We start from the raw sequence: 26391 nt of genomic DNA on the forward strand, positions 1-26391 counted from the left end.
CCATACAAAGATCAGGTTCTTTTTTGAAAACGTCTAGATCTTTTTGGGAAAGAAATCCATGCAAGGAGAGGCTTCTTTCCGTCTATTTCCGTTCCGCCAGATACACACCGCATAGAATACAGGCAGCACCCATCAATGCAACGGGAGTTATTCGCTCATGCAGAATGGCAGCCGAAGCAACCATGGTAACCAACGGATTAAGATAAATATAATTAGAAGACTTTACCGTACCCAGTTCCTTCAATACAAGATTCCACAAGACGTAACAGACCAAAGAGGCTAGAACCGCCAAGAACAGGAGGTTGAAGAGTACAGATGGAAGCAAAAGAACCTCCAAATCGGGGCGCAAAGGATGAAGCAGAAAAGCCGGAAGAATAGTCAACACCCCGTAAAAGAAGATTTTGCGGGTAATAAATACAGTCGAATACCGGCCGGTCATCCTGCGAATGACCAAACTATAAAACGCCCATGAAAGTGCCGCCAATAAAGTCAACAGATCGCCCAATGGAGAGATCTTCAAGATCACACTTCCATTGAAAACCATCATGCCGACTCCCACTAACGCCAATAAGGAACCGGCGATCAACCCCTTCGAGGCTTTTTCGCCTTTATAAAAAAGCAACGAGAGAAGAACGGTCAGCAACGGAGCCGTACAGATGATAAACGCTACGTTTGAAGCCTGCGTAATCCCTAAAGCCGTATTCTCGGTAAAGAAGTAAAGTGATCCTCCGAAAATTCCGCCGGCAAGTAGCCAGAGTTCATCTTTCAGATTACTGGCAAACAATCGCTTGGGAGAGATCAGCCAGATGCCCAAGTATGCGATAAGAAAACGGTAAAAGAAGATTTCCTGAGGAGTCAGCCCATGCTTGATCAGAATTTTAGTAGAAATAAAGGTCAGTCCCCAAATGGCTACTGTCAATATAGCAATCAGATGGTAGTACCCGTGCTTTAGTTGCATATCGATGGTTTTAATATGCCGCAAAGATACGGCGAATCATGCATATACACGGATATATTCTAAATAAAATTTAGTCGAAGTAAAAACAATTACTTAATAATCCGATTGCGATAATTGAGCGGCGTGTATCCGGTCATCCGACGGAAGAAACGACACATATAAGAAGGATCTTCGAAGTTCAGCTCCGCCGCGATATTCTTAATAGACAGATTTGTATTCGAAAGAAAGAGTTTAATCTCAATCAGAATTTGCTGATCGATAATCTCCTTGGGAGACTGATTCATATCTTTACGCGTCAGCTTGGTAAGATAGTCGGGAGTGATACACAATTTATCCGCATAGAACTGTACCCCCCGTTCCTTACGAAAGTGTTCGGACAGAAGTGAAAAGAACTCTCCGATTAAAGCCCATCCCCGATTTCTTTTACTCGAATCGCCAAAAGCGGGCATAAATCGCCTTACTTCACTGTCGACAGAAATAAACAAAAGATAGATATGGCTACTCAATAGCGATGACCGATACTCCGGTATGCACGTTTCCATCATCCACTTAGTCTGCCGGCACCAAGCATGCATCAACTCATATTGCTCTTTTGTAGTTTTACAGATCGGGTGTTCGTAGGTAAAAAGCCAGAAGGTAGAAGAGGTCATCTTGTACAAGGATTCCTCCGCAATGTCGTTGGATAGTGAAATATAAAAAGCGGAGAATGAGCTCGAAACCTCGTTAATTACAAATATAGCATCACAGAAAAGGAATACGACATCCCCTTTTCTCAGAGTCCGCTTCTGAAAATTGACAGAGACAATAGCTCTCCCTTCCGTGCATAGCAAAACCGTACATTCATTTAAATCGAAAGATCGATTCAAACTCTCTTTCAAGGAAGACTCTCCCGCTGCACATTTCTGTTCGCCGGTACAGAATGCATGTTTTATATTCGTCATACGTGGATTGAAAATGACTACAAATATAGAAGATTATCGGCTATTTCACACCATTTAGTATTGAAAAGTACCCAATATAGCCGTTTTTTGTTACCCTCCTCAAAAAGGATGTTTCCTAATTTTGCACACTCAAATCCCAACCGTATTCAGAAGGGAATCGGTACTGATTTGATAACCTAATAAAATGTCCGTATGAAAAGTTTAATCAGAGCATTCGTTATTATATGCTCATTCTTAGTTGTTTCCTGTAAAAATAACCCAGCCGGAGAATACAGTCAAGCATATCCCGTGCTTACCGTTCAATCCGATTCAGTCAGGATAACAGAGTCGTACTCGGCTTCCATCCGAGGGAGACAAGATATTGAGATCTACCCACAAGTATCGGGAACGATCTCCAAGCTATGTGTGTCGGAAGGAGAAAAAGTAAAAAAAGGTAAGACGCTTTTTGTGGTCGATCAAGTGCCCTATACAGCCGCCTTGCGAGTAGCCGTAGCCAATGTACACAGTGCACAGGCACAAGTAGCTACCGCCCAACTGGATTATAACAGTAAAAAAGTTCTTTTCCGTGAGAAGGTGATTTCAGAATATGACTTGTCGACCGCCCAAAACGCATTGGCTGTAGCACAAGCCGGACTCGAGCAAGCCAAAGCGCAGGAAATTAATGCCCGTAACAACCTTTCTTATACGGAAGTGCAAAGTCCTTCGGATGGAATTGTGGGTACATTGCCTTATCGCGCAGGAGCTTTGGTAGGCCCGTCTATGCAGAAACCGCTTACCACGGTATCGGACAACAGCATGATGTATGTCTACTTCTCAATGACCGAAAACCAACTCCGTGCATTGGTGCGGCAGTACGGTTCACCCGACGAAACGATCAAGCAAATGCCCCCGGTACGCCTGCAGCTCAATGACGGAACGATGTACGATGCAGACGGACGCATAGAAAGTATCAGTGGAATAATCAATTCACAAACCGGAAGCGTCTCCATACGAGGGGTGTTCCCGAACGAGAAACGGTTGCTGTTTAGCGGTGGAATCGGAAATATAATTCTGCCACACACGGAAGCAGCGGCTGTGATCATTCCGCAAACTGCCACCTACGAAATGCAAGATAAAATTTTGGTCTATAAAGTGGTCGATGGCAAGGCGGTAGCCACCTCGGTCAAAGTTGATCGGCTCAACAACGGCAACGATTATATTGTCCGTACCGGACTTCAGCCGGGCGATACAATCGTGCGTGAAGGGGTAGGTTTATTACAAGACGGAATGCCAATCACCGTTCAATCAGCCGGCTTATAAAAAAGGTAAAAACGTAATCAAATGAACTTAAGATATTTTATTGACCGTCCGGTCCTGTCAATCGTAGTGTCTATTACGATTGTCCTGATGGGGATTATCTCCCTGTTTATCTTACCTGTGGAACAGTACCCCGACATGGCTCCTCCAACCATACAGGTATTTACCAACTATCCGGGAGCCAATGCGGAAACGGTGCAGAAAAGCGTTATCGTTCCGTTGGAGGAAGCGATCAACGGAGTAGAAAACATGAACTATATCACATCGACAGCATCCAACAGTGGCGATGTGTCGATTAATGTGTTTTTCAAACAGGGAAGCAATGCGGATATGGCAGCGGTGAATGTTCAAAACCGTGTGTCTACCGCTTTAAGCCTGCTGCCTGCCGAGGTAACCAAAATCGGTGTTACGACTACCAAGCAGCAGAATGCCGAGTTGAAAACCTTTGGCTCTATTGTCCGAATGATACGTACGACAAGCAGTTTTTGAACAATTACATGAAGATCAACGTCGAACCGCGCATCAAACGTATCGCAGGTGTGGGACAAGTCATGCAGTTCGGTTCGAATTACAGCATGCGTATCTGGATGAAACCTGATAAGATGGCACAATACAAGCTCATCCCTGCCGACATTAGCAACGTATTGGCCAAGCAGAACATAGAGGCCGCTACGGGGGCTTTTGGAGAGAACCACGATAACACGCATCAGTATACGATGAAATATCGCGGACGTTTCTCGACTCCTGAGGAGTTTGGTAACTTGGTGATACGCTCATTGCCGGGTGGTGATGTGCTTCGTTTGAAAGAAGTAGCGGAGATCGAATTGGGCGATGAAGCCTACAATTACACCACCGACCTGAACGGGCATCCGGCAGCCATGGCTATGGTGTATCAAACCGCCGGCTCGAACGCATCGGAAATCATCAACGAAATTGACGCTACACTGGAAGAGATCGGACAGGATCTCCCAAAGGGGTGGAGTTTGTCACGCTGAACGATACGAACCGCTTTTTGCACGCATCGATTCACGAAGTAATTAAAACGCTGCTAGAAGCGATCTTGCTTGTAATTGTGGTGGTGTATGTCTTTTTGCAGGACTTTCGGTCGACACTGATCCCCACGCTCTCGATCTTGGTTTCCATCATCGGAACATTCGCTTTCATGTATGTGGCGGGATTCTCGATCAATTTGCTGACGCTGTTTGCGTTGGTACTGGCCATCGGTACGGTGGTCGATGACGCGATTATTGTTGTGGAAGCGGTACAGGCGCGTTTTGACGTCGGGTATCAGTCGTCCTACATGGCAACTAATGATGCGATGAAGGGCATTTCGACCGCTATCCTGACTTCAACACTCATCTTCATGGCGGTATTCATTCCGGTTTCAATGATGGGTGGAACTTCGGGTACATTCTATACACAGTTCGGTATCACAATGGCTGTGGCGGTAGGTATTTCGGCAATTAATGCCTTTACACTCTCGCCTGCCCTTTGCGCCTTGCTGCTACACCCGTACATTGACGGAGAGGGTAATGTGAAAAACAACTTTGCCGCCCGCTTCCGTAAAGCGTTCAACACAACTTTCGATGTGTTGTCTAAGCGTTATGTACAGGGTATTTTAGTTCTTATCAAACGTCGTTGGTTGATGTGGAGTTTGTTGGCTACAACGATCGTTTTACTTGTCTTCCTCGTCCGAAGCACGCAAACAGGCTTGATTCCTCAAGAGGATACCGGCATGATTATGATCAGCATGAACTCGAAGCCGGGTACGTCTATGCAACAGAATCAACGTGTAATGGACCAGGTGAACAAGCAACTCGAACAAATACCGGAAATCAGTCACCGGGCAAGCGTGGTTGGCTACTCATTCTCCGGCTCAGGTCCGTCGATGGGTATGTACTTCCTGGCGCTCACGCCGTGGGACGAAAGACGGGAGGAAGGACAATCGGCTTCGGAACTTGTGAGCAAGATTTATGGCATCGCTCCGCAAATTCCGGATGCGCAGATGTTCGTTATGACTCCGCCGATGATTCCGGGATATGGTATGGGTAATGGTTTTGAGCTTTATGTACAAGATAAAACGGCCGGCGATCTGAATGCTTTCAAGAAAGTATCGGATGATTTTGTGGCGGCGCTTTCCAAACGCCCGGAAATTGAAGCGGTCTATTCAGCTTTTGAAACCAACTATCCACAGTATTGGGTAGATATCGACGCAACTCAGTGCGAACAGGCAGGCCTTTCGCCGAATGATGTATTGGAGACTCTTTCCGGCTATTATGGTGGTGGGTATGTATCAAACTTCAACCGATTCTCCAAGCTTTACCGCGTGGTAATTCAAGCAGATCCGGAATACCGGGTAACGCCCGAATCGCTCAATCATTTATATGTACGGGCAGGGGAAGAAATGACTCCGCTTTCTCAGTTCGTGAAGCTGACCAAAACGTACGGACCGCAAGACTTGATGCGCTTTAACCTCTACAACGCGATCTCGATCAATGGAACTCCTGCCCATGGTTACAGTTCGGGAGATGCACTGAATGCGATTAAGGAGACTGCTAAGCAGGTATTGCCGAAAAACTATAGTTATGAATTCGGAGGTATTGCGCGCGAAGAAAGTACATCAACCAACAATGTTGTGATTATTTTTGGCATTTGTCTGTTGCTGGTTTATCTGCTGCTGAGTGCTTTGTACGAGAGTTTCCTCCTTCCGTTCGCCATCATCCTGTCTGTTCCCTGCGGATTATTGGGTAGTTTTCTGTTTGCTCAATTCTTCGGTTTGGAGAATAATATTTATATGCAGACAGGTATAATTATGTTGATCGGTTTGTTAGCTAAAACAGCGATTCTTCTCACCGAATACGCTACCAAACGGCGTCAGGCGGGTATGTCGTTAGTACAAGCGGCCTTAGCCTCGGCCCGGGTACGTTTGCGCCCAATCTTAATGACGGTTCTTGCCATGGTATTCGGATTGCTTCCGCTCATGTTTGCCAACGGCGTAGGAGCCAATGGAAATCATACGCTTGGTTCGGGCATCATAGGCGGTATACTTGTGGGAACGCTAGCGTTGCTGTTTTTTGTGCCGGTGCTCTTCATTATATTCCAATATTTGCAGGAGAAAATCAAGCCGACACAAATTAGCAAAAAAGGAGCTGACTGGTCGATACAAGCAGAATTAGAGGAAATTGAAAAAAAATGAGACGCATGAAACGATTGATTTTATTAAGTATCTCCGCCTGTCTGCTGACAAGTTGCGGGATATACAATTCATACTCCCGCCCGGAAATTGAAACTGATAATTTATACCGGGATGTAGAAGCGAGAGACTCCGTGTCGATAGGATCTTTGTCGTGGAGAGCCCTGTTTACGGACAGGTATTTGCAGGAACTGATTGAACAGGGATTGCTAAAAAACACCAATTTACGCATCGTTCATCTGAAAGTACAAGAAGCGGAAGCGGTTCTGATGAATGCCCGGCTTTCGTATCTACCAGCGGTTTCGCTGAGTCCCGAAGGAGCAGTAAGCCGCTACAACGGAAACACAACGAAAACATATACGTTGGGAGCGACCGCAAGTTGGGAAGTCGATATTTTCGGCAAGGTGACGAATGCCAAACAGGAGGCGAAAGCTGCACTTGAGGGCAGTCGGGCGTACGAACAGGCTGTACAAACGCAATTGGTAGCAACCATTGCAAACAGTTACTACACCTTGCTAATGCTTGACGGGCAGCTTCAGATCAATATGCAGACACGAGACAGTTGGCAGCAGTCGGTAAGAACTCTCGAGGCGTTGAAACGCTCCGGTAAAACGACAGAAGCCGCCGTGCTACAAGCAAAAGCAAATCTAATGTCGCTGGAAGCATCTGTTCTCTCGATCCGGAAAACGATCAGTGAAACGGAAAACAGTTTATCGACTTTGCTGAACACCGTTCCGCAAGCCATCGGCCGTGGTACGTTAGCCGGGCAACAGTTCCCGGAAGATTTGTCAACCGGAATTCCGTTACAGCTTTTGTCCAACCGTCCGGATGTGCGTCAAGCGGAATTCAATTTGGCACAATCTTTTTATGCTACCCAGTCGGCACGCTCAGCGTTTTATCCGAGCATCACCTTGTCGGGTACGGCAGGATGGACCAACAACGGTGGCGGAGTAATTCTGAATCCCGGTAAGATGTTGTTGAATGCAGTCGGTTCACTCACGCAGCCGCTGTTTAATAAAGGAGCTAACATTGCTAACCTGAAAGTAAAGAAAGCGCAGCAAGAAGAAGCGACTCTCTTATTTAATCAGGCAGTTCTGGATGCCGGCAAAGAGGTCAATGATGCGCTAACACAATGGCAGACCGCACAACAACGTCTCGAAATAGGCACACAGCAAGTCGGGACATTGCAGGAAGTCGTACGTCAGACCGAGTTGTTGATGCAGCACTCTTCTACCACTTATCTGGAAGTACTGACTGCCCAGCAATCTTTATTGAATGCAGAACTTGTACAGATGCAAGATCGATTCGATAAAATACAAGGTGTTATTAATCTATACCATGCTTTAGGCGGAGGGTTATAGTGACTAGTTAGTTGCCCCTTGAAAGTACATTGCAGCGAAACATCTCCTTAAACGAGTGTTTCGCTGTTTTTTTTAAGAGTAGCTAAAGAACCCTCACGGCTCTTTTGAAGCTATATGCGGCGGCCGATAACATGACGTTAATAGTAGGTATCTTTGTTTTTTGGCGTATAATTCTTTTTTATTCGAATAGGCCATTTTCATATGCCATATAACAATCTTCTCTTTTTCATTTTCAATAATTATATTATATTCTTTCCCATCTTTCCGCTCCCTATTATAATTGCACGTCAATATTGTACCATTCGAGATGAAAATCTCCGAATATATATCTATATGTTCATCAAACTCTTCAAAAGTTTGCATACTATACCAGAAGTCTCTCATATTTACATATTCTAAAACCTTATCTTCACAACTTGATCTTATTACAAAAATAGTATCAATATCCTCTTTAACTAATACATAAGGAGAATTTAGGTTATCGATGTTACCAGGGACACCTTTTAAAATATATTCGTTAAATGTTTGATATTTGACATACCCATTAGGAATAGAAGTATCCTCTCTACAGGATATGTTTATTAAAGAAATCATCAACAGTAAATTCAAATATTTCATAATACACTTTTTATCTGTGCCGTGAAAGAGCAATCTAGTAATCATATTCCAATCGTTTTGACATCATCCATAAGCAGACATGACAAATGTAAACAATTACTTGGAACATAAGCTATACTTTATTCAAATATTTCGTTCTAATTACATTCATATTCCATATATACTATCCTATTTAACTTTTCACAATCGTTAAAACCAAAGCATTTATTATAAGCATAATACATCGCTTTCTCATTCACAGTTTTCAATTCTTCATCATCATAAGCATATGAGAAAGATCAATCAGTTCGTAAGTATCTATCTCAATTCATCCATTCAAATGTGCTTGCATCGTCTTTCCTCATTTACCGGCTTTACCTTATTATAAAAGAAAGGTTTTTTATGCCTTGGCGTGGTTATCTGAAAATAAACACGTAAATTTGCTGATTAAAATCAAAATAACAGTATAAATCACTATAAATAAAAAGATTATCGCTATGGAGTATAATTTCAAGGAGATTGAAAAGAAGTGGCATCAGCGGTGGGAGGACAATAAAACCTACCAAGTGACGGAAGACGAATCGAAGCAGAAATTCTATGTACTAAACATGTTCCCTTATCCATCGGGAGCCGGCCTACATGTAGGACACCCGCTAGGATACATTGCTTCGGATATTTACGCCCGTTACAAACGACTGCAGGGCTTCAATGTTCTCAATCCCATGGGATATGATGCCTACGGACTCCCGGCTGAACAATATGCTATACAAACGGGACAGCATCCTGCCATTACTACCGAAGCAAATATAAACCGCTATCGCGAACAACTTGATAAGATTGGTTTCTCGTTCGACTGGAGCAGAGAGATCAAAACCTGTGAACCGGATTATTACCACTGGACACAATGGGCTTTCCAAAAGATGTTCAATAGTTATTATTGTAACGACGAAAAACAGGCACGCCCCATTGAAGAATTGATTCAAGCTTTCGGTATCTACGGAAGTGAAGGATGAATGTTGCCTGCAACGAAGATCTCAACTTTACGGCTGCTGAGTGGAAAGCCATGAGTGAGAAAGAACAGCAAGAGATCCTGATGAACTACCGCATCGCCTACACGGGTGAAATGATGGTTAACTGGTGTCAGGAGCTGGGAACAGTATTGGCGAACGACGAAGTAGTGGATGGCGTGAGCGAACGCGGTGGTTATCCGGTAGTTCAAAAGAAGATGCGCCAATGGTGCTTACGTGTTTCGGCTTATGCCCAACGTTTGCTCGACGGACTGGATCTAATTGACTGGACGGAATCATTGAAAGAGACGCAGAAGAACTGGATCGGACGCAGCGAAGGTGCAGAGATCAAGTTCAAAGTGAAAGATAGCGAATTGGAATTCACCATCTTTACCACCCGCGCAGATACCATGTTCGGAGTGACTTTCATGGTGCTGGCTCCCGAAAGCGAGCTGGTTGAAAAAGTAACTATTGACGAACATAAAGCGGAAGTAGACGCTTACCGCAACCGCACAAGTAAACGTACGGAACGCGAACGTATCTCTGACCGTAGCATTACCGGTGTGTTTAGTGGTTCTTATGCCATCAATCCATTCACAGGAGAAGCCGTACCAATCTGGATCAGCGATTATGTATTGGCCGGATACGGAACAGGAGCCATCATGGCGGTTCCCGGACATGATAGCCGCGACCATGCCTTTGCTAAACATTTCGGATTGGAAATTCGCCCGTTGGTAGAAGGTTGTGACGTGAGCGAAGAGAGCTTCGATGCCAAAGAGGGTATCGTATGTAACTCTCCCCGTGAAGGAGTAACTCCTTATTGTGATCTTTCGCTGAACGGACTGACCGTCAAAGAAGCGATTGAAGCAACCAAGAAATACGTCAAAGACAATAATTTGGGACGCGTAAAGGTGAATTTCCGCTTGCGCGACGCTACTTTCTCCCGTCAACGCTATTGGGGAGAACCGTTCCCGGTTTATTACAAAGACGAGATGCCGTATATGATCGACGAAAGTTGTCTGCCACTCGAACTGCCCGACGTAGTTAAGTTCTTACCTACCGAAACCGGTGCACCTCCGTTGGGACATGCTAAGAAGTGGGCATGGGACACAGTCAATAAATGTGTGGTTGATAACGATAAGATAGATAATAGCACCATTTTCCCCTTGGAACTGAATACGATGCCGGGATTTGCCGGTTCGTCAGCATACTATCTGCGCTACATGGATCCCAAGAATCCAACAGCATTGGTCGATCCGAAAATAGTTGAATACTGGAAGAATGTGGATCTCTACATCGGCGGAACGGAGCATGCTACCGGCCATCTGGTATATTCTCGTTTCTGGAATAAATTCCTGCGAGACATGGGAGTTTCCATCACTGAAGAACCGTTCCAAAAGTTAGTTAACCAAGGAATGATTCAGGTAGAAGCAACTTTGTATATCGCATTAAAGATACCAATACATTTGTATCGCTGAACCTGAAAGATAAGTATGATGTAACACCGCTTCACGTCGATGTGAACATCGTCTCCAACGACATACTGAATCTGGAAGCATTCAAAGCTTGGCGCCCGGAGTTTAACACAGCCGAATTCATCCTGGAAGACGGTAAATATATCTGCGGATGGGCAGTTGAGAAGATGAGTAAATCGATGTTCAACGTGGTAAATCCGGATATGATTGTCGAAAAATACGGAGCCGATACACTTCGCATGTACGAAATGTTCCTAGGTCCGTTGGAACAGGCTAAACCGTGGGATACGAATGGTATAGACGGTGTACACCGTTTCATTCGCAAATTCTGGTCGCTCTTCTGCAGTCGTACAGGCGAATACCTGGTAAATGACGAACCGGCAACGAAAGAAGAACTCAAAGCGCTTCATAAACTAATTAAGAAGGTAACAGGTGATATCGAAGTATTCTCTTACAATACTTCGGTCAGTGCTTTTATGATCTGTGTCAACGAATTGTTCAGCCTGAAATGTTCCAAAAAGGAGGTGTTGGAACAGCTGGTGATTGTACTTGCACCTTTTGCTCCTCACGTATCGGAAGAATTATGGGAGACGTTGGGACATACCACCACGGTATGTGATGCCCAATGGCCGGTTTGCAACGAAGAATATCTGAAAGAAGATACCATCAACTATACCGTCTCTTTCAACGGAAAGGCGCGCTTCAACATGGAGTTTGCTGCGGATGCTGCTTCAGATACAATTCAAGCTGCTGTTTTAGCGGACGAACGCTCGCAAAAATGGACCGAGGGTAAAACACCGAAAAAGGTAATCGTTGTTCCGAAGAAGATTGTAAACGTTGTCGTTTAAATTAATTCAATATATACATGTATAATCTATCAAAAACGGAAATAATGAGAGAGGTAAAAGATTACCTCTATATCACTCTCGGATTGATAAGTTACTCGTTAGGATGGGCGGTATTCTTACTGCCCTACCAAATTACCACAGGAGGAACAACCGGTATCGGAGCCATTATTTACTACTCAACCGGATTTCCAATCCAATGGTCATACTTCATTATCAATGCTGTTTTGATGACCTTTGCCATTCGAATATTGGGACCCAAGTTCAGTATTAAGACGACGTACGCCATCTTTACATTAACCCTCTTGCTCTGGCTATTCCAATTGCTGGTAAACAACTACTTAAAGGTACCGGATATGTCACCGGACGGTAAGCCTCTCTTGCTGGGTGCCGGACAAGACTTTATGGCTTGTATCATTGGTGCCGCCATGTGTGGTATAGGGTTGGGTATTACCTTCAATTACAACGGAAGTACCGGCGGGACGGATATCATTGCTGCTATTGTCAACAAATACAGAGATGTGACGTTGGGCAGAATGATTATGATCTGTGACTTATTCATCATCAGTTCTTGCTATTTCGTTTTTCAGGATTGGCGTCGCGTAATCTTCGGTTTTGTTACGTTGTTCATTATTGGAGTTGTCCTCGACTGGATTGTTAACAGTGCACGTCAATCGGTTCAGTTCCTTATTTTCTCGCAGAAATATGATGAAATAGCCGACAGCATTATCAAGGAGACACACCGGGGAGTTACGGTACTCAATGGCACGGGATGGTACAGCAAGACTGATGCGAAAGTACTGGTCGTACTTGCCAAGAAACGTCAGTCACTCGATATCTTCCGACTGGTGAAAAGTATTGATCCGAATGCCTTTATTTCACAGAGTTCCGTAATCGGGGTATTTGGTGAAGGATTCGATAAACTAAAGGTTAAGTAAACCCTTCGGCAATCAATCGTTTATCCTTTTAAAAAACAGAAAAAGACAATGAAACGTAAACTTGTATTCGCCACAAATAACGCCCATAAACTGGAAGAGGTAACTGCTATTCTGAAAGATAAAGTAGAACTCCTCAGCCTGAATGACATCGGCTGTCATACGGATATTCCCGAAACAGCTGATACGCTGGAAGGAAATGCCTGGCTAAAATCATCTTTTGTCTCCAAAAACTATGGCTTGGATTGCTTCGGCGATGATACCGGCCTGGAAGTAGAAGCACTCGGTGGTGCACCGGGAGTTTATTCCGCCCGCTATGCCGGAGGTGAAGGCCACGATTCGCTAGCCAATATGCATAAGCTACTCCAAGATTTGGAAGGTAAGGAGAACCGAAAGGCACAGTTCCGCACGGCTATTTCATTGATTCTCGACGGAAAGGAGTATCTCTTCGAAGGAGTAGTAAAAGGAGAAATCATTTTGGAGAAACGTGGTGATTCCGGCTTCGGTTACGATCCGGTATTTATGCCCGAAGGGTACAACCAAACATTTGCCGAATTGGGAAATGACGTAAAGAATCAAATCAGCCACCGGGCATTAGCTGTAGAAAAGCTTTGTGAGTTTTTACACTCACGCTGATAACATCAGCGGCGAATACGCTAAGGTAGGAAATTATAATCCCCTCACGAATCCTTTTTCCATGTATGAACAAGGATCGCGTAAGGGGATTTTTCTATAAAGAAAGAGAGAGAGAATTATGATTTAGCCCATTCCTTCAGTAACTCATTATACCTTACTTCATAATATGCTGCTTTGGAATAAAGCTTCGCTCCTTTATAAATATAAAGAGGATAGGCAGACTTAGCAGCCGGATTGCTCTTTTCTTCTTGATCCAGAACTTTCAAACGGTTTTGGATCAAAGATACGAGTTCCTTGTCTCTCGGCATATTCTCAGTCAGATCTGTACAGAAGTCAATTGCATCGCTATCACTCATTTTCGGCTGCTTCAAATAAAGTTTAGCCAAACGGGCTGCCTCTTTCCAGTTCTTTTGAATCTTGGCGGAAATAAGGGTATAGTTCAATCGGATTGCTTCCACATAGCGAACTTTATATTGCTTCATGAAACCGATATATTCATTCAAGCGATTCATGTCATAGCTGGTTATTGTCTTACCATCCGCTTGATAAAATAGCTGCGGATACTCACTCCATACCTGCCAAAACTTATCGTCTGCTGTTGCTCCATACTTTTCAACCAAGAGTTTTTCACCTCCGTACATTCTCTGAAAAATAGAATCCATAGGCGAGTCCATATAATCACAGAATACCTGAAAAGCTGTACTATCGTTGGCAAGCATAGCGGGAGTTTTATCTGCTAAATAGGCCGCAGTTATCCGTTTCACTTCCCCACGCATAATATTTTGGTTGAGCAGAGACAGGTAGGCAACAATAAATGCCGCCGAGCGATCTCCATTTGCATAGCGTTTTTTAGAATTCACCAACTCACTATTGGTTATTCCTTTTTCCACCTCTTGCACAAAGGATTCTGCGGGTTTGTATCCCACCATCCGGTGCACCAACTCTCCGTTTGCATCCAAGAACAGGAAAGTAGGGAAAGCACTTACATCATATCGTTTCAGCAATTCTGGACCTTCTCCTTTCTCCATATCGATCTTGACGGAGACAAACTTCGGATTGAAATAATCGCCCATTTCCTTCTTGGGAAATTCCTTAGCAGCCATCTGTTTGCACGGTCCGCACCAAGAAGTATAGCAATCTACAAAAACTAACTTACTCTCTGCCCCGGCTTTTTGAAGCACTTCGGCCAATGACTTATTAGCCTCGAAACAAATGCCCTCATTGGGCTGTTGGGCAGCCAGTGGACAAGCTGCCAACAACCAAACGATGAGAGGTACAAAATGGATAAACGCCTTTTTTATACGCATAAAATCAATGTTTGCCATTTTCAAGTTGATAAACCTGTTGAGCTGCATAGAAGAGAGCCGAAGCTTCCATATCCTTCAACTGACCGCGTAGGAATTGAGACGCCCGTTTCAAAACAGCCTCATCTTCTGTTTTGATAAGTCCGGAGAAATTGACTACCAGACAAGTCTGCTGATCTTGATCCAGATTCTTAAACTCAGTTTCGCACAATGTCAGAAAGTCGGCCGGAGTTCCTTGTCCCTGAGATTCGATAAAGCGGAGAGCCTGTGTATATTGATTCTCCTTGTTTAGTCCCAAGTCCGTAATTCCCTTTTTGATCTCTTTGTATTCAACATCATTGTATTCCGAACGTGCCATCATATAACCCTGAATTTGGGTTTTATACAACAATGCAATTCGATCGGCTATTTGATTTTTGATTGTCGGATCAAACGCTGTACGATGGGCAATCATATACTTTGCGATCTCATCCAGAGGAGATTCGGTATAAGTAGTATAGATAAATAAGTTTTCAGGAGCAAGCTTCTGTGGATCTTTCAATCCCTTGAAGTAATCCTGAACTAGTTGGAAAGCTTCCTGCTTTTTGGACTCATCCGGTCTTCTACCGGCATACACTTCTTCCAACTTCATCCCTGCGTAAGCGGAAATCAAATCAGCTGTACGCTCTCCACCATCATAACGTGCTTTCAATCGTTCCGGTGTTTTTTCCGGATCAATCTGACGAGCGATGCTTGCTATGAAGTTTTCAGGACTCGAATCTCCGCCCACTTTGGTCATGATAATCTTTTCGTTGGCATCGATAACGATAAAGGTAGGATAGGCAGCCACTTTATACTTCTTGGCCAACTCCTGTCCCTCTTTTTCGGCATTCAACTTGATGTTAACAAACTTCTTATTCATAAAATCGGCGACTTCTTTTTTGGGAAACACATCACGCATCATCATCTTGCACGGCCCACACCAATCGGTATAGAAATCCATAAATACCAGTTTCTGTTCCGTTTTCGCAGCCTTTAATGCTTCCTCATAAGAGATGTGGCGAAAGTCGGTTTGCGCAAATACAGGCAGCGACATAAGAGCTACCATAGCGATGATTAAAATCTTTTTCATTGTTGAATTTTAATTTATTAAATAATATCGGTTAATATGGGTAATCAGGTCCCATACCATACAGTGAAGCATAAATCGTGAACGCATAATAGTTCGGCGAAAAGCTCCAGGTTGGAGTTTGAGATACATACCGCACATTGTTTACCTTTCCTGTTCCTTTAATTGTATGTACAGGTGCTCCGTAAGGTTGTCCGCCCTTGATTTCGTACATATACAAAGCATACTCATTTCCATTTTGGGTTCCTATCACTATATAGTCGAATTCCTTGCTAAAAAAGACATCGGATAAATAGGTTATTTTTTCACCGGTCGGCAAACCGGTAACAACCAAGGCAGCCGATTCGCTTCCGTTTTCGTCCAGACTATAGCTATATAGCTGATTGTTATGAACGGCATAGATACAATACGCAGATAGCGCATTGCCAGCCACCACGTCGGCCTGAGCAAGATGTGAACCGGAATTAAGCGGACGAAGGCTGATTATTTCGTGTTTCTTATTCAAAACAACCAGATAGCGTTGCTTATTGGTATCTTCAAGTAGATACCACATTGTGTTTTCTCCGGCCAGGTGATTCCATCCGGTAGTCACAGCGTGCAGATTATCCCAGGGCACTTGTCCGTTCAGATAGTTAATTGTAACGACATTGGAACCATTGGTATACATCAGTCGATGTTTCTGCTCATTCCAATAAAGGAAACCGTTACCATCACACGCCTGCACAAATTGACTACTACCCTCATCCATGGGATAGCCCAGTTTTCCGGTTACAAATTCTCCGCCGAAGACTTCCGTATCTCCCGTACGTACGCCCTTTGATGAAAAATAGAAATTATACATGGCCGTAGTCGCTGTATAGGGAACTTCATCAGCAGGCATCTCTTCGTACAAAAGGCTGGAACGATCGAATATCTTCAAAAATCATTGGTCCGAAAAATAGAAAACTCATGTTGCCCACTGGTAATAAACAGGCCCGTGGCATAAGCGCTTTTAGCAGTCTCCGGATCAATATAGGCCTGACCATAAACCACACTCATAAAGCGAGGAGCACCTGTCATCGGTTCTCCCTGCGTAGAAGCTAGAATATCGGATATATGTGTTTGATCGGCAGCGTTGTAAAGATCGAGTTCCGTATCTCCTTCCGCCGTTTCTTTCAGAATATAGAATCCCTGAGAAAAGAGGGTCGACACCTTCAAGCTCACTTCGGAGGTTACCGCATATCCGGTAGCAGGTTCGGTCGCTTCAAAAACCAAGGTATAATCTCCGGCCTTCAGATCGACCTTGTAAGTCAGCGTTTTCTTGTCACTAATCGGATGTGTGCGATAACCATCCTGTGTTTCTTTGGAGAACTCGCCGCCGTAAATATACCATGCATACGTCAATTGATTGTCGGCATATCCGTTAACAGTAGGAGTGATATCCAAAACGGTGCTGTAGGCAATGGCATTTACAGCATCCATCTTCTCAATCACAATATCTCCGATCCATTTATCATCGGAAGCTAAGCGACTGTCGTCGTTATAACAGCCGGTCAGACTCAGGACACAACTGATGAAAAGTAAAAACTTATATTTCTTCATTTGATAATCGTATTTGATGATTAATTAGGGGATTCGGGTAAAATCCACGGGACTGCCATCCGATTCTCTATAGACATCTCCAATGGTGGGATCAGCAAGTCGTTCGGCATTCTCTTTCGACAGCTTATCAGCAAACCAGCCAGCCAAATAATCCATATAGTTTCCGTCTTTGGGTACCCAATATAAAGTGCCGCTATAATTCGCCTGATAGAAAAGCGTATTGATATAGGTATTATCCCAGGTCTCACCGGTCCAAGAAATCATCAACTCATGTTTCTTCGAGCCGTATGCACCTAAATAATAATCCAATTCACAATCGGTCCACATACTTGGCTTCGATAGGCGGTCGGATATAATGATGGTGTATTCCGCAAATTGAGGATAACCGAGCTTGAAGTTTTCGTTTTCCTTGAAAGTGAACTTTAAGCTGACATCTCCATCCGTAGCAAGGAAGGATCTCTTTTTACAACGATCGGAATTTCAACCTCCGGGCGATTGGCCGGAAGAAAGTAGTAACGGGATTTCAACTCAGGATCGTCGAAGCTGACATAATGCTTCCCCGCCACAGCATCCTGTTTACCGGTCGACAGTTGTTGCAACTCAATCGTTCGATTCGTATCGGAAAGATAACCCATGCTGGTTACTTTTACCCAAACCGTATCGATCATCACGCCTTCACCCGAGTTGAGAACAAATGAATGGGAGCGGATGCGCATCTCTTCTGTTACTTCATCTGTGGTAAGATTGGCTGTTCCGTATTTAAAATTCAATTGGCAGACGGTCGATTCATAAACAGGTAGCTCTTTCTCACAGGCTACCAATCCGGTGAGCAGTACCAAACTGATAAGTATATTTTGGACGTATTTCATAACAATCATTGATTAAGATTAGTAGGATTAAACTCAGTCTCCGGTAAGGGAAGTATATAATCTTTTTCAGCCATAGGTGCCGCACCCCAAAGCATATTCAACGTCTGGGTACGCTTGTAGGCATAGAACATTTGTCCTTCGGCAAAGAACTCGCGACGATACTCGCTCGGTAGTTTCTCTTTGACAGCATCTAAAGACAGAAAAGCATCATCGGTCAGTACCACATCCCGGTCGAGCATATACGTTTTGTACAATTGGTTGGCTTCTGTCAGGCTACTTGTCGTTTCAATTGCAATAAGGTAGACCTCTGACATGCGCAACATCGGGATAATCTGGTGATACAGCATCTGGTTCTCGACATCGTCGGCATAATAATACTTTAAGATCGCAGCACAGATTTCGCTGTATTGACTCCTTACGTTTTTATTCCAAACATACCGGTACCGATTGTGCGAATCGGTTGCCTCTCCTTCAAACATTTTATCCAATCGTTCTTTGGTGGTGTACAAATAGTTTAAATTGACCTGCACATCGGCTCCTCCCACTAAATCTTTGGCTACTGTTTTCACATTATATTTACTCAAGTACCACAGGCATTCATTGGGACAAGCCTTATATCCTTTGTTTACAATATCGGCATGACCGCTTAGTGTCATCACCGGACTACCATCCGCTCCGGTTCCGTCAATAATCTCCATAGCCAGGTGATAGGCTTTCTCTTTTTCGCCCAGATACAGAGACATACGCGCCTGAAGTGCTTTTACCGCCCAATAATTCAGTCGGGATTGCCGATAATAGAAGTAATCATCATCGAGTATTTTTCTCGTAGGAGTGTTAAGCGCACTGAAGGTATAACTAAACACCGGATCATTATCTTTCAGTAACGACTCGGCATTGGTCAAATCGGATTCCAGCTTTTTCACATAGGCAGCCAAACTATAATAAGCCGGCATCTCATCGAAAGAAGTTGTTTCCGAATAAGGTAACTCTACATGAATGGTTGCTCCTTGCGGCAGTTCACCAAACAACCGGAGAATATCCAACTGACAACAAGCACGAATGGCATAGGCTTCGCCCACAATAACCGAACGGGTAGACTCATTGGGAAAAACCGATTTGTTTTCATTGCCATGCTTGATTATTAAATTCGCCTGTACAATGGCATTGAACAATCCGGCATACATTAATTTTATAGCACTTTTGGCGTAATCATTCTTATAATCGTGCGCCATCAGGTAATAATCAGCCAATCGTTCCTCCGAAGTCGGCAGCAAAGTGAAATACCAGAAAGAGGATAAAGATTCGATGTGACTCATCGTTAATGCTTTTCCATATACATCTTGACCAGCCAAACTCATGTAACATCCCGTCAGCATTCTGAAAACCTTTGTATGTAGCAAACTGTTGATCTTCCCGTTGTTCTGTTTCAGGACGTACGTCAAGCCAGTCATTGCATGAAGAAAGCCCGAACGCCAACAAAACACTCATCCATATATAGATTCTTTTTCTATGCATAGCTTTATAATTTTAAAGATTAGAATAAAAACTTCACACTACCCTGGATATTACGAGCATACGGATAGTTGGTTCCTCGTTCCATCTTCACGGTGGATAGATGGAGTATATCCGACATATTCATTCCGAAAGTAATGGAAGTAACCGAAGTGTGTTTCTTCAACCATTCGCTATCCCAACGGTATTGCAAACCGATTGACTGAATTTCAAATACATTATCGTCCATCACAAAACGAGAGGTGGCTCTTGTCTTGGTATTGTCGAATGCTTTAAAAGAAACAACATCTCCCGGATTCTTCCAGCGGTCGTAGTAAACACGGGCGTCTACATTCTGATACTGCAAGGTTGATAAAGGAACTTCTACGCGGTCAATCAAGGTACTGTTGTACACCTGTCCGCCCCAATAAAAACCAACCGACATATTAACCGTAAATCCCTTCCACATAAACATCGTGTTAGCATTTCCACGGAATTTAGGATCGCGCGAACCTAAAAAGACTTTATCCGAGGGCGACCAGGTATCGGTTTGATTCCCATCCTTATCTAAAAACACTTCCTTTCCTGTGCTCGGATCAATGCCCAATGAACGAACAGCATAGATGGCATTCTGAGGCCTTCCTTCATAAAGGAGGTTATCAATCTCGACATCTTGCTTTACACGCTCTTCGGTTTGTTGCTTGATGGCTTCGGAGAGCTTGGAAATATAATTCTTGTTGTATACAAGTTGTGCTCCGACCATCCAGTTGATTCGCCGATGTGGATCGCGGATCAGGTAACCGCTAAGGGCAGCTTCCCAACCCCGGTTCTTCACTTCGCCCACATTAGACAAGTACGAAGAGAAGCCCATGGAATAAGGAATATCCATATACGACAGCAGGTTGCTTGTCTTTTTGGTATATACATCCAGTTCACCCTTGATGCGTCCGTTTAATAGACCGAACTCCAAACCGACGTTGAACTCATCGGTTTTCTGCCAGGTTAGATACGGGTTTCCCCATCCCTGCAAAACGGCTCCCGTCCAGTTCATGTATTTATTATCAGTCAGGTATTTATAAGTAGTGGTAGAGCCGGTGGAAGATCCTTGCTGAGTTCCCGTTTGACCATAAGATGCTTTCAGTCGCAAGATATTCGCTAATTGAAAATGATCTTTGATGAAAGCCTCGTTATGTAGATTCCATCCGATACCGGTACTCCAAAAAGGGGCGTATTTCTTTTCACTTCCAAATGTTGAACTGCCATCCATGCGAAATGAGAGATCGACATAATACCGATTGTCAAGTATGTAGTTGACATTACCGGTCAAACCAAAACGTCTGGTCTTACTTTTTGAACCGGTGGGAGAACCGTCTTTTTCATACTGCCGGGCACTTGCCAGAAAATTGATATCCGCATTGGTAAATCCTTCCGCAATAATCTGATAAGAGGTACTGTTCGATTCGGCCAGCGAATAATCGACTCCTACGTAAAGCTGGTGAATATCCCGAAAGGTCTTATTGTACGATAAGGTCAGGTTGCCGGTATAGTTATAACTAGTACCTGTGCCATACGTATACCGACCCCTACGCAGAAAACCTTCATCGCTTTCATAATAGTCATCTTCGGTAAAGGTGGAATGTTCGGCCGGAAGGAATATGTCGGACGTATTGTCTGTACCGGAAATTCCTAACTGTCCTCGCATGGTTAGTCCATCCAACGGATTCCACTCAATAGAGAAATTATTCGTCAGCGTGTTGTATCCGTTCTTATCAAAGCTATTTAGCGTTGCATCGTACAGAGGATTCTGCACTTTGGCGGACATCTTATGAAACCCATCGAAATAACGTACCAACTCTCCGTCGCTGGTATACGGAGCATTGTAAGGTTGCTGTTGTACGTAGGTACTGAAAGAACCGTATTTACTCTCTTGCCCTCGATTGATACCGTACGATGTATAATTCTTAAATATTAGGTTTTTAACGTTATACATTAATGTAATTGATCCATTAAAATTCTTACGGGAAGAACCTTTCATGGCTCCTTCTACCTTTTTATAGGCAGCTGTCGCACTCCAACGAAACTCTTCGCTTCCGCCTTCCAGACGCAAATTATAATGAGTTCCGACTCCGGTACGTAGCGGTTTACTGAGCCAGTCGGTATCTACACCGGAAAGGACATCGCGCAGACGTTTGTAGTAGGCTTCTTTATACCACACATCGTTGTTCGGGCTGGCGGTATTGTTATACAGTCCTAACACGCGTTCCAATTCCAGTTTTTCAGCTGCGTTAAGCAAATTATATGAGTTCAGGTCGGGTACTTCAAAATCCATACCTACCTCTGCATTGATTCTCAGCCTACCGATCTCAGGTTGTTTGGTAACAATGACAATTACTCCGTTCGATCCGCGCGAACCATAAATAGCAGTAGCCGCAGCGTCTTTCAGGATGTTGATCGATTGTATTTCTTCGTCGTTATAGTCCATCAAACGACTCAAAGAGATTTCAAACCCATCCATAATAATCAGCGGAGTGTTAGCATCGTTCCGCACATTTTCATTATACTCTTGCAATGTAGTGGGAAGCGATGAGTTACCGCGTATATTGATCTGAGGAAGAGCGTTCGGGTTGCTACCTACCAGGTTGTTGACAGCAAAATTGATGGAGGTATCTATGTTTTTTAATGTCTGGAGTAAGTTCTGACCTTTATATATCTATCTCCAACTGTTCGGAGGAAATGCTGGACACTGCTCCGGTATAGCTCTCTTTGGCCTTTTTAAAGATACCGGTTATTACGACTTCATCCAGTTTAGCGTCTTCTTCTTCCATCATAATGGTTAGGCCTATCTTATCTTCTTTGCAACTGATAGCCATCTTTTCCGTTTTCATTCCGATGAACGAAAAATCGATATCGGTCAGCTGTCCTTTTACCAAGGTCAGTTCGAAAGTACCATCTATGCGGCTGATGGTTCCGCGATCTTGATTTTTCGACGTAATGTTCACACCCGGAAGCGGATTCTGGTGCTTGTCAATTACTTTACCTTCTACTATCACCCATTTATCCACATCGGATATATGAGCTAGTTTTGTACTTCTGACGTGTTTCTTCAAATTGATTGTGATAAATTGCCCGTCAATAGTGTATTCCAACGGATGGGAACCAAACACGATCTTCATGGCTTCCTGAATGGAATTCGCTCTAACTACTCCATCAAAAACAAATTGATGCAGGTCGGCATTCACAAATAGAAATTTATATCCGGATATTTTCTCTAGACGTTTAAGCACTTGCGGCAAACGTTCTCTCTTCACTTCCATTCTTATTTCTTTAGGAGGTATCTGAGCATACAAAGGCTCATAAAAACTCACTAATAAAAGAAATAGAAGAACTAAACTCCATGTTCTTTTCATAGGCTACGACACGTTTTAATTTTACTCGTTTTAATTCATATTCACGAGGTAGTCGTTTTCACTTTAATAAAAGACACCCTTCCTATTAAAAAAATGCAATTTACTTATCATATATATCATTTTGTATATATAATAAGTAATTATGCATCGGTTGGAATGGATAAAAAGTCCATTTAACTATCTTTTAAAGCAAAAAGTTCGTAGCTATATATTTTATAGGTTCTTCGGCTGTTTAAACGTCACCCAATTATCAGTATTAGCTTATATTTATTTTAGTGTAAAGAGTATCATGCAGTCAAGTATCTCTGTTCAAGTATACAGGTAGTAATAATCCGTTTTTCAGGCATTAATAGCTTAGATTTCAAGTATTAATAATCCAGTACTTAAGTATTAACACGTTAGATTTCAGGTATTAATTACCTAGCACGCAAGTATTGGTAGTCTAACAACTAGGTATTTATATTCCAATTTTCAAGTTATACGAGCCAAGAGCATAATTTTATTCAGATACTTTATGAGGAAGCAAATGCTTCGTTTTTTTGAGCGGAGATCCACTCCATTCGATTTGGAAGTATTCGCATTGCTAAGTAAAGCAACTACTATTTTAAAAAGATGATTCGGAGTTGTGATAGGTTGATTTTACTTGATATAGATTGTATTGTTATCGAAACTTACATTTAACTTATTAATGCGGCTTAATAACAAAACAGCCCGCTCAATGGAATCTTTTCGGTCGCATACATAATGAATTCGCCAATTCTTAGCCGAAGGATTATTAAAAACAATATTCACATTGTACCACCTACCCAATTCTTGAAGAATGGTAGTCAAAGGGGCGTCATCGAAATAGAAGAAACCTTCTTTCCAATAAACATAGGTATCTACATCGGTCTCGTGCAACGAGAAAGTACCGTCATCTAGCAAATGAGCATCTTCACCGGGTTTCATCCGAAGGTAAGTTTGATTGGCTTGACTACGTATCTCCACACTTCCCTTCACCAAAGTCACGTGAGAATCATCCGAAGAATAACTACGTATATTAAACTCGGTTCCAAGTACGCGGGTATGCATTTGGGAAGTTTGTACAATAAAAGGATGCCGACTATCTTTGGCTACTTTGAAATAAGCCTCACCTTGCAGACGGACAATTCGCTCTTCGCCGGTGAAACGGGAAGGATATTCCAAACGACTTTCAGCGTTGAGCCATACCACGGTTCCATCTGACAATACCACACTGAAATCTTGGCCGCGGGGAGTAGAAAGAATGTGGGTTTCGATCTTTTCTTCAACAGTTTTTGAGCGGTAAGATAATTGCAAAGAATCCGATTGGGTGAGTGTAACGCCCATCATGCTTAATAAACTATCCTGAGTTTGAGCATCCAATGCCAGTAGGCTGCCACCTACTTTTTGCAAAGTAACCTGATGAACGAGTGAGTCGGCTGCGAAAAACAATTCTCCTTGCTTACCGGAAGGAAGTATATTTAATCCGAAAATAAGTAGGAAACAAGCAGCCACTCCTCCGATGACACTTCCAAGCAGATACCGCTTTCTTCTTGTTTTTTCCGTACGTTTCTGTTGAAACTTATTCCACTCCAAATCAATATCCGGCTGCTTATGCTCCGCATATTCTTCCAACAGAGCTCTTTTGCAAGCTAAGTTTTCTCTGCCTATCTGCATACCTTCTTCTTCACTCATCAGACGCCGCATTTCCTCTTCCGATACTTCATCGGAAGAAGTGGTAAGTTTGAAAGCATCATCAAACCATGACTCTATTTTATTTTCATCTTTACCCATTCTCTTAAGGCGATTTATAATTAGACGGTTAACATTCCTTATCAGATACCCCACCTTTTGTTTTTTTAGCAATTCCTTCGCGAATCACTTTCAAGGCTTTTACCATATGTTTTCGCACCGCACTGACGCTAATCTGCAACTCATCGGCCACTTCTTTGTATTTCTTATTGCGAATATAGCATTCACGAAGTACCAAACGAGTCTGTGGAGTAAGCGATGCAATCAACTTCCGGATCTCTTTTATTTTCTCTTCGTACTCTTCATATCCGGACTCTTCTATTTCACGAGTTACATGTAGATAGTAATCGATGTATTTTCGTTTCACTTCTTGATGTCGAATGTAATCAATGCACTTATTCCGTATGTAAGAATACATATAGGTTTTCCAATTTTCAACATCCAATCTTCCATAATTATTTAAGGCGTATTCAAAACTATCACTCACAATATCCCGACTCACTTCTTCATCATCGATCAGATGAAGAGCAAAGAAATAAAACTGAGAATAATTCTCTTTAAAGAAAATTTCAAAGTTAATGGACTTTTTCAATTTCTATTCTCTTAAATAATCAGCAAATCGTTCTTATCTCAAACGCAAAAGTAGAAAAAAGCATCTTCTTTTTTAATAAATACATCATAAAATAGGCAGATACAGCAAATTTGCATCGAAAACTCAATCCACATACCAGAATTACACAACAGACTATACATGAATTACCAAGTAAATTAGAAGGTCAAATTAGTCACCTTCTAATTAATATTTATACTTTTGTAAACTATATATAAACTATACAGACTAACTTATATGAAACCGGAATTTATCACTTTAAATAATGAGAATATTGAAAAAGAACATATCTGCTGTGCTTTTTCAGATAAAAAATGTAGCACTGGTTATGAATTAAAAAAGAATTGGTTGAAGAAAGAGTTCGAAAACGGATATGTATTCCGTCGACTCAATGAACGTGGCAAAGTTTTTATCGAATATGTACCGGCCGAAAAAGCATGGGTACCTATCGAAGCACCCAATTACTTAATGATTAACTGTTTCTGGGTTTCAGGACAATATAAACAACATGGATATGGTAAGGCATTATTAAATTCTGCCATAGAAGATGCTAAAAGAGATGGAAAATCCGGTTTGGTAACCGTTGCGGGAACAAAGAAATTCCATTTCATGAGTGATACTAAATGGTTGATTCGCCAAGGATTCGAAGTAGTTCAGACACTTCCCTACGGATTTAGTTTACTAGTTTTCAAACTAGATACCAAAGCTACTAATCCTCAATTTAAAGATACGGTATTAAGCGGAAAATGTCCTCATAAAACCGGATTAGTAGCTTATTATACCAATCGTTGTCCATTTACGGAATACCACATACAAAATTCACTGATAGAAACAGCTCGCTTAAAAAACATTCCGTTGAAAATCATCAAACTGAAATCAATGGAAGAAGCGCAAGCAGGACCAACACCTGCTACCATCTTCACTTTATTTTATAATGGTGAATTTGTGACAACAGATCTAAGTGTATGCATCGATAAGAGAATGGATAAAGTCTTGCCTGCATTATCATAGTAAGTAATCTGTTC

19 protein-coding genes and 3 pseudogenes are annotated in these 26391 nt (G+C 42.7%); 7 read left to right on the forward strand and 15 right to left on the reverse strand.

The genetic code is table 11. The annotated features are described in order from the left end of the window. Window positions 1-82 precede the first annotated feature (82 nt). A complete protein-coding gene (locus JCM10512_RS16440) occupies window positions 83-958 on the reverse strand; it encodes a DMT family transporter (RefSeq protein ID WP_044164773.1) in 876 nt (291 codons plus the stop codon). Window positions 959-1047: 89 nt separating this feature from the next. After that, complete coding sequence (locus JCM10512_RS16445) at window positions 1048-1899, reverse strand: helix-turn-helix domain-containing protein (RefSeq protein WP_044164775.1); 852 nt, start codon at window positions 1897-1899, stop codon at window positions 1048-1050. A 192-nt stretch (window positions 1900-2091) separates the two neighbouring features. On the opposite strand from JCM10512_RS16445, the gene JCM10512_RS16450 reads away from it, so the two are divergent. The 3 genes and pseudogenes from JCM10512_RS16450 (at window position 2092) to JCM10512_RS16460 (ending at window position 7749) form a co-directional block, all read left to right on the forward strand. Further along, on the forward strand, window positions 2092-3198 hold the full coding sequence (locus tag JCM10512_RS16450; protein WP_044164776.1) for an efflux RND transporter periplasmic adaptor subunit: 1107 nt from the start codon (window positions 2092-2094) through the stop codon (window positions 3196-3198). Between the two features lie 21 nt (window positions 3199-3219). Continuing rightward, window positions 3220-6391: pseudogene (locus JCM10512_RS16455) on the forward strand (efflux RND transporter permease subunit). A gap of 5 nt (window positions 6392-6396) precedes the next feature. Then, a complete protein-coding gene (locus JCM10512_RS16460; RefSeq protein WP_044164818.1) occupies window positions 6397-7749 on the forward strand; it encodes an efflux transporter outer membrane subunit in 1353 nt (450 codons plus the stop codon). A 93-nt stretch (window positions 7750-7842) separates the two neighbouring features. Here the strand turns inward: JCM10512_RS16460 and JCM10512_RS16465 are convergent, their stop codons facing one another. Beyond that, window positions 7843-8367 carry a hypothetical protein gene (locus JCM10512_RS16465; protein ID WP_148298442.1) on the reverse strand — a complete coding sequence of 175 codons (525 nt, stop codon included), beginning with the start codon at window positions 8365-8367 and terminating at the stop codon, window positions 7843-7845. A 476-nt stretch (window positions 8368-8843) separates the two neighbouring features. On the opposite strand from JCM10512_RS16465, the pseudogene leuS reads away from it, so the two are divergent. The 3 genes and pseudogenes from leuS to JCM10512_RS16480 all read left to right on the forward strand — a co-directional run bounded on the left by leuS (window position 8844) and on the right by JCM10512_RS16480 (window position 13244). Further along, a pseudogene (gene leuS, locus JCM10512_RS16470) lies at window positions 8844-11676 on the forward strand (leucine--tRNA ligase). A 17-nt stretch (window positions 11677-11693) separates the two neighbouring features. After that, window positions 11694-12611, forward strand: coding sequence for a YitT family protein (locus tag JCM10512_RS16475; protein WP_044164778.1), 918 nt, complete (start codon window positions 11694-11696; stop codon window positions 12609-12611). 48 nt (window positions 12612-12659) lie between these two features. Beyond that, on the forward strand, window positions 12660-13244 hold the full coding sequence (locus JCM10512_RS16480; RefSeq protein WP_044164779.1) for a non-canonical purine NTP diphosphatase: 585 nt from the start codon (window positions 12660-12662) through the stop codon (window positions 13242-13244). 116 nt (window positions 13245-13360) lie between these two features. Here the strand turns inward: JCM10512_RS16480 and JCM10512_RS21555 are convergent, their stop codons facing one another. The 12 genes and pseudogenes from JCM10512_RS21555 to JCM10512_RS16530 form a co-directional block, all read right to left on the reverse strand. Beyond that, window positions 13361-14551: a thioredoxin fold domain-containing protein gene (locus JCM10512_RS21555; protein WP_200869109.1), complete on the reverse strand. Its 1191-nt coding sequence runs from the start codon at window positions 14549-14551 to the stop codon at window positions 13361-13363. Between the two features lie 4 nt (window positions 14552-14555). Next, window positions 14556-15659: a thioredoxin fold domain-containing protein gene (locus JCM10512_RS21560; RefSeq protein ID WP_081741404.1), complete on the reverse strand. Its 1104-nt coding sequence runs from the start codon at window positions 15657-15659 to the stop codon at window positions 14556-14558. 31 nt (window positions 15660-15690) lie between these two features. Beyond that, window positions 15691-16575 carry a hypothetical protein gene (locus JCM10512_RS16495; RefSeq protein WP_044164780.1) on the reverse strand — a complete coding sequence of 295 codons (885 nt, stop codon included), beginning with the start codon at window positions 16573-16575 and terminating at the stop codon, window positions 15691-15693. Continuing rightward, window positions 16572-17237: a PKD-like family lipoprotein gene (locus JCM10512_RS16500; RefSeq protein ID WP_044164781.1), complete on the reverse strand. Its 666-nt coding sequence runs from the start codon at window positions 17235-17237 to the stop codon at window positions 16572-16574. The genes JCM10512_RS16495 and JCM10512_RS16500 overlap by 4 nt, the downstream gene beginning before the upstream one ends. Before the next feature lie 24 nt (window positions 17238-17261). After that, window positions 17262-17618: pseudogene (locus JCM10512_RS16505) on the reverse strand (hypothetical protein); the annotation flags it as partial. A gap of 41 nt (window positions 17619-17659) precedes the next feature. Beyond that, window positions 17660-18106 carry a DUF4843 domain-containing protein gene (locus JCM10512_RS16510; RefSeq protein WP_148298443.1) on the reverse strand — a complete coding sequence of 149 codons (447 nt, stop codon included), beginning with the start codon at window positions 18104-18106 and terminating at the stop codon, window positions 17660-17662. 5 nt (window positions 18107-18111) lie between these two features. Continuing rightward, window positions 18112-19422 carry a RagB/SusD family nutrient uptake outer membrane protein gene (locus JCM10512_RS16515; RefSeq protein ID WP_158332229.1) on the reverse strand — a complete coding sequence of 437 codons (1311 nt, stop codon included), beginning with the start codon at window positions 19420-19422 and terminating at the stop codon, window positions 18112-18114. Next, window positions 19349-19621, reverse strand: coding sequence for a hypothetical protein (locus JCM10512_RS22815; protein ID WP_158332230.1), 273 nt, complete (start codon window positions 19619-19621; stop codon window positions 19349-19351). The genes JCM10512_RS16515 and JCM10512_RS22815 overlap by 74 nt, the downstream gene beginning before the upstream one ends. Window positions 19622-19640: 19 nt before the next feature. Beyond that, the gene (locus JCM10512_RS16520) at window positions 19641-22307 is read right to left on the reverse strand and encodes a SusC/RagA family TonB-linked outer membrane protein (RefSeq protein WP_081741405.1); all 2667 of its coding nucleotides are present in this window, start codon (window positions 22305-22307) and stop codon (window positions 19641-19643) included. Next, window positions 22300-22911, reverse strand: a complete 612-nt coding sequence (locus JCM10512_RS21565; protein ID WP_158332231.1) for a DUF4974 domain-containing protein — start codon at window positions 22909-22911, stop codon at window positions 22300-22302. Before JCM10512_RS21565 ends, JCM10512_RS16520 begins: the two co-directional genes overlap by 8 nt. A 732-nt stretch (window positions 22912-23643) precedes the next feature. Further along, window positions 23644-24798: a FecR family protein gene (locus JCM10512_RS16525; RefSeq protein ID WP_044164786.1), complete on the reverse strand. Its 1155-nt coding sequence runs from the start codon at window positions 24796-24798 to the stop codon at window positions 23644-23646. Between the two features lie 28 nt (window positions 24799-24826). Further along, a complete protein-coding gene (locus JCM10512_RS16530) occupies window positions 24827-25348 on the reverse strand; it encodes a sigma-70 family RNA polymerase sigma factor (RefSeq protein WP_044164787.1) in 522 nt (173 codons plus the stop codon). Between the two features lie 255 nt (window positions 25349-25603). Between JCM10512_RS16530 and JCM10512_RS16535 the strand changes: the two genes are divergently transcribed. Continuing rightward, on the forward strand, window positions 25604-26377 hold the full coding sequence (locus tag JCM10512_RS16535; RefSeq protein ID WP_044164788.1) for an N-acetyltransferase: 774 nt from the start codon (window positions 25604-25606) through the stop codon (window positions 26375-26377). Window positions 26378-26391 lie beyond the last annotated feature (14 nt).

It is taken from the genome of Bacteroides reticulotermitis JCM 10512, assembly GCF_000517545.1.
In the GTDB taxonomy this organism is placed as follows: Bacteria; Bacteroidota; Bacteroidia; order Bacteroidales; family Bacteroidaceae; genus Bacteroides; species Bacteroides reticulotermitis.

Excerpts from the sequence above, each read along its gene's own strand:
- JCM10512_RS16440 (WP_044164773.1), bottom strand. The coding sequence starts at position 958 with ATGCAACTAAAGCACGGGTACTACCATCTGATTGCTATATTGACAGTA.
- JCM10512_RS16475 (WP_044164778.1), top strand. The coding sequence starts at position 11,694 with ATGTATAATCTATCAAAAACGGAAATAATGAGAGAGGTAAAAGATTAC.
- JCM10512_RS21565 (WP_158332231.1), bottom strand. The coding sequence starts at position 22,911 with ATGGAAGTGAAGAGAGAACGTTTGCCGCAAGTGCTTAAACGTCTAGAG.
- JCM10512_RS16465 (WP_148298442.1), bottom strand. The coding sequence starts at position 8,367 with ATGAAATATTTGAATTTACTGTTGATGATTTCTTTAATAAACATATCC.
- JCM10512_RS16535 (WP_044164788.1), top strand. The coding sequence starts at position 25,604 with ATGAAACCGGAATTTATCACTTTAAATAATGAGAATATTGAAAAAGAA.
- JCM10512_RS16450 (WP_044164776.1), top strand. The coding sequence starts at position 2,092 with ATGAAAAGTTTAATCAGAGCATTCGTTATTATATGCTCATTCTTAGTT.
- JCM10512_RS21560 (WP_081741404.1), bottom strand. The coding sequence starts at position 15,659 with ATGAAAAAGATTTTAATCATCGCTATGGTAGCTCTTATGTCGCTGCCT.
- JCM10512_RS22815 (WP_158332230.1), bottom strand. The coding sequence starts at position 19,621 with ATGCATAGAAAAAGAATCTATATATGGATGAGTGTTTTGTTGGCGTTC.
- JCM10512_RS16445 (WP_044164775.1), bottom strand. The coding sequence starts at position 1,899 with ATGACGAATATAAAACATGCATTCTGTACCGGCGAACAGAAATGTGCA.
- JCM10512_RS16500 (WP_044164781.1), bottom strand. The coding sequence starts at position 17,237 with ATGAAGAAATATAAGTTTTTACTTTTCATCAGTTGTGTCCTGAGTCTG.
- JCM10512_RS21555 (WP_200869109.1), bottom strand. The coding sequence starts at position 14,551 with ATGCGTATAAAAAAGGCGTTTATCCATTTTGTACCTCTCATCGTTTGG.
- JCM10512_RS16480 (WP_044164779.1), top strand. The coding sequence starts at position 12,660 with ATGAAACGTAAACTTGTATTCGCCACAAATAACGCCCATAAACTGGAA.
- JCM10512_RS16510 (WP_148298443.1), bottom strand. The coding sequence starts at position 18,106 with ATGAAATACGTCCAAAATATACTTATCAGTTTGGTACTGCTCACCGGA.
- JCM10512_RS16525 (WP_044164786.1), bottom strand. The coding sequence starts at position 24,798 with ATGGGTAAAGATGAAAATAAAATAGAGTCATGGTTTGATGATGCTTTC.
- JCM10512_RS16460 (WP_044164818.1), top strand. The coding sequence starts at position 6,397 with ATGAAACGATTGATTTTATTAAGTATCTCCGCCTGTCTGCTGACAAGT.
- JCM10512_RS16515 (WP_158332229.1), bottom strand. The coding sequence starts at position 19,422 with ATGAGTCACATCGAATCTTTATCCTCTTTCTGGTATTTCACTTTGCTG.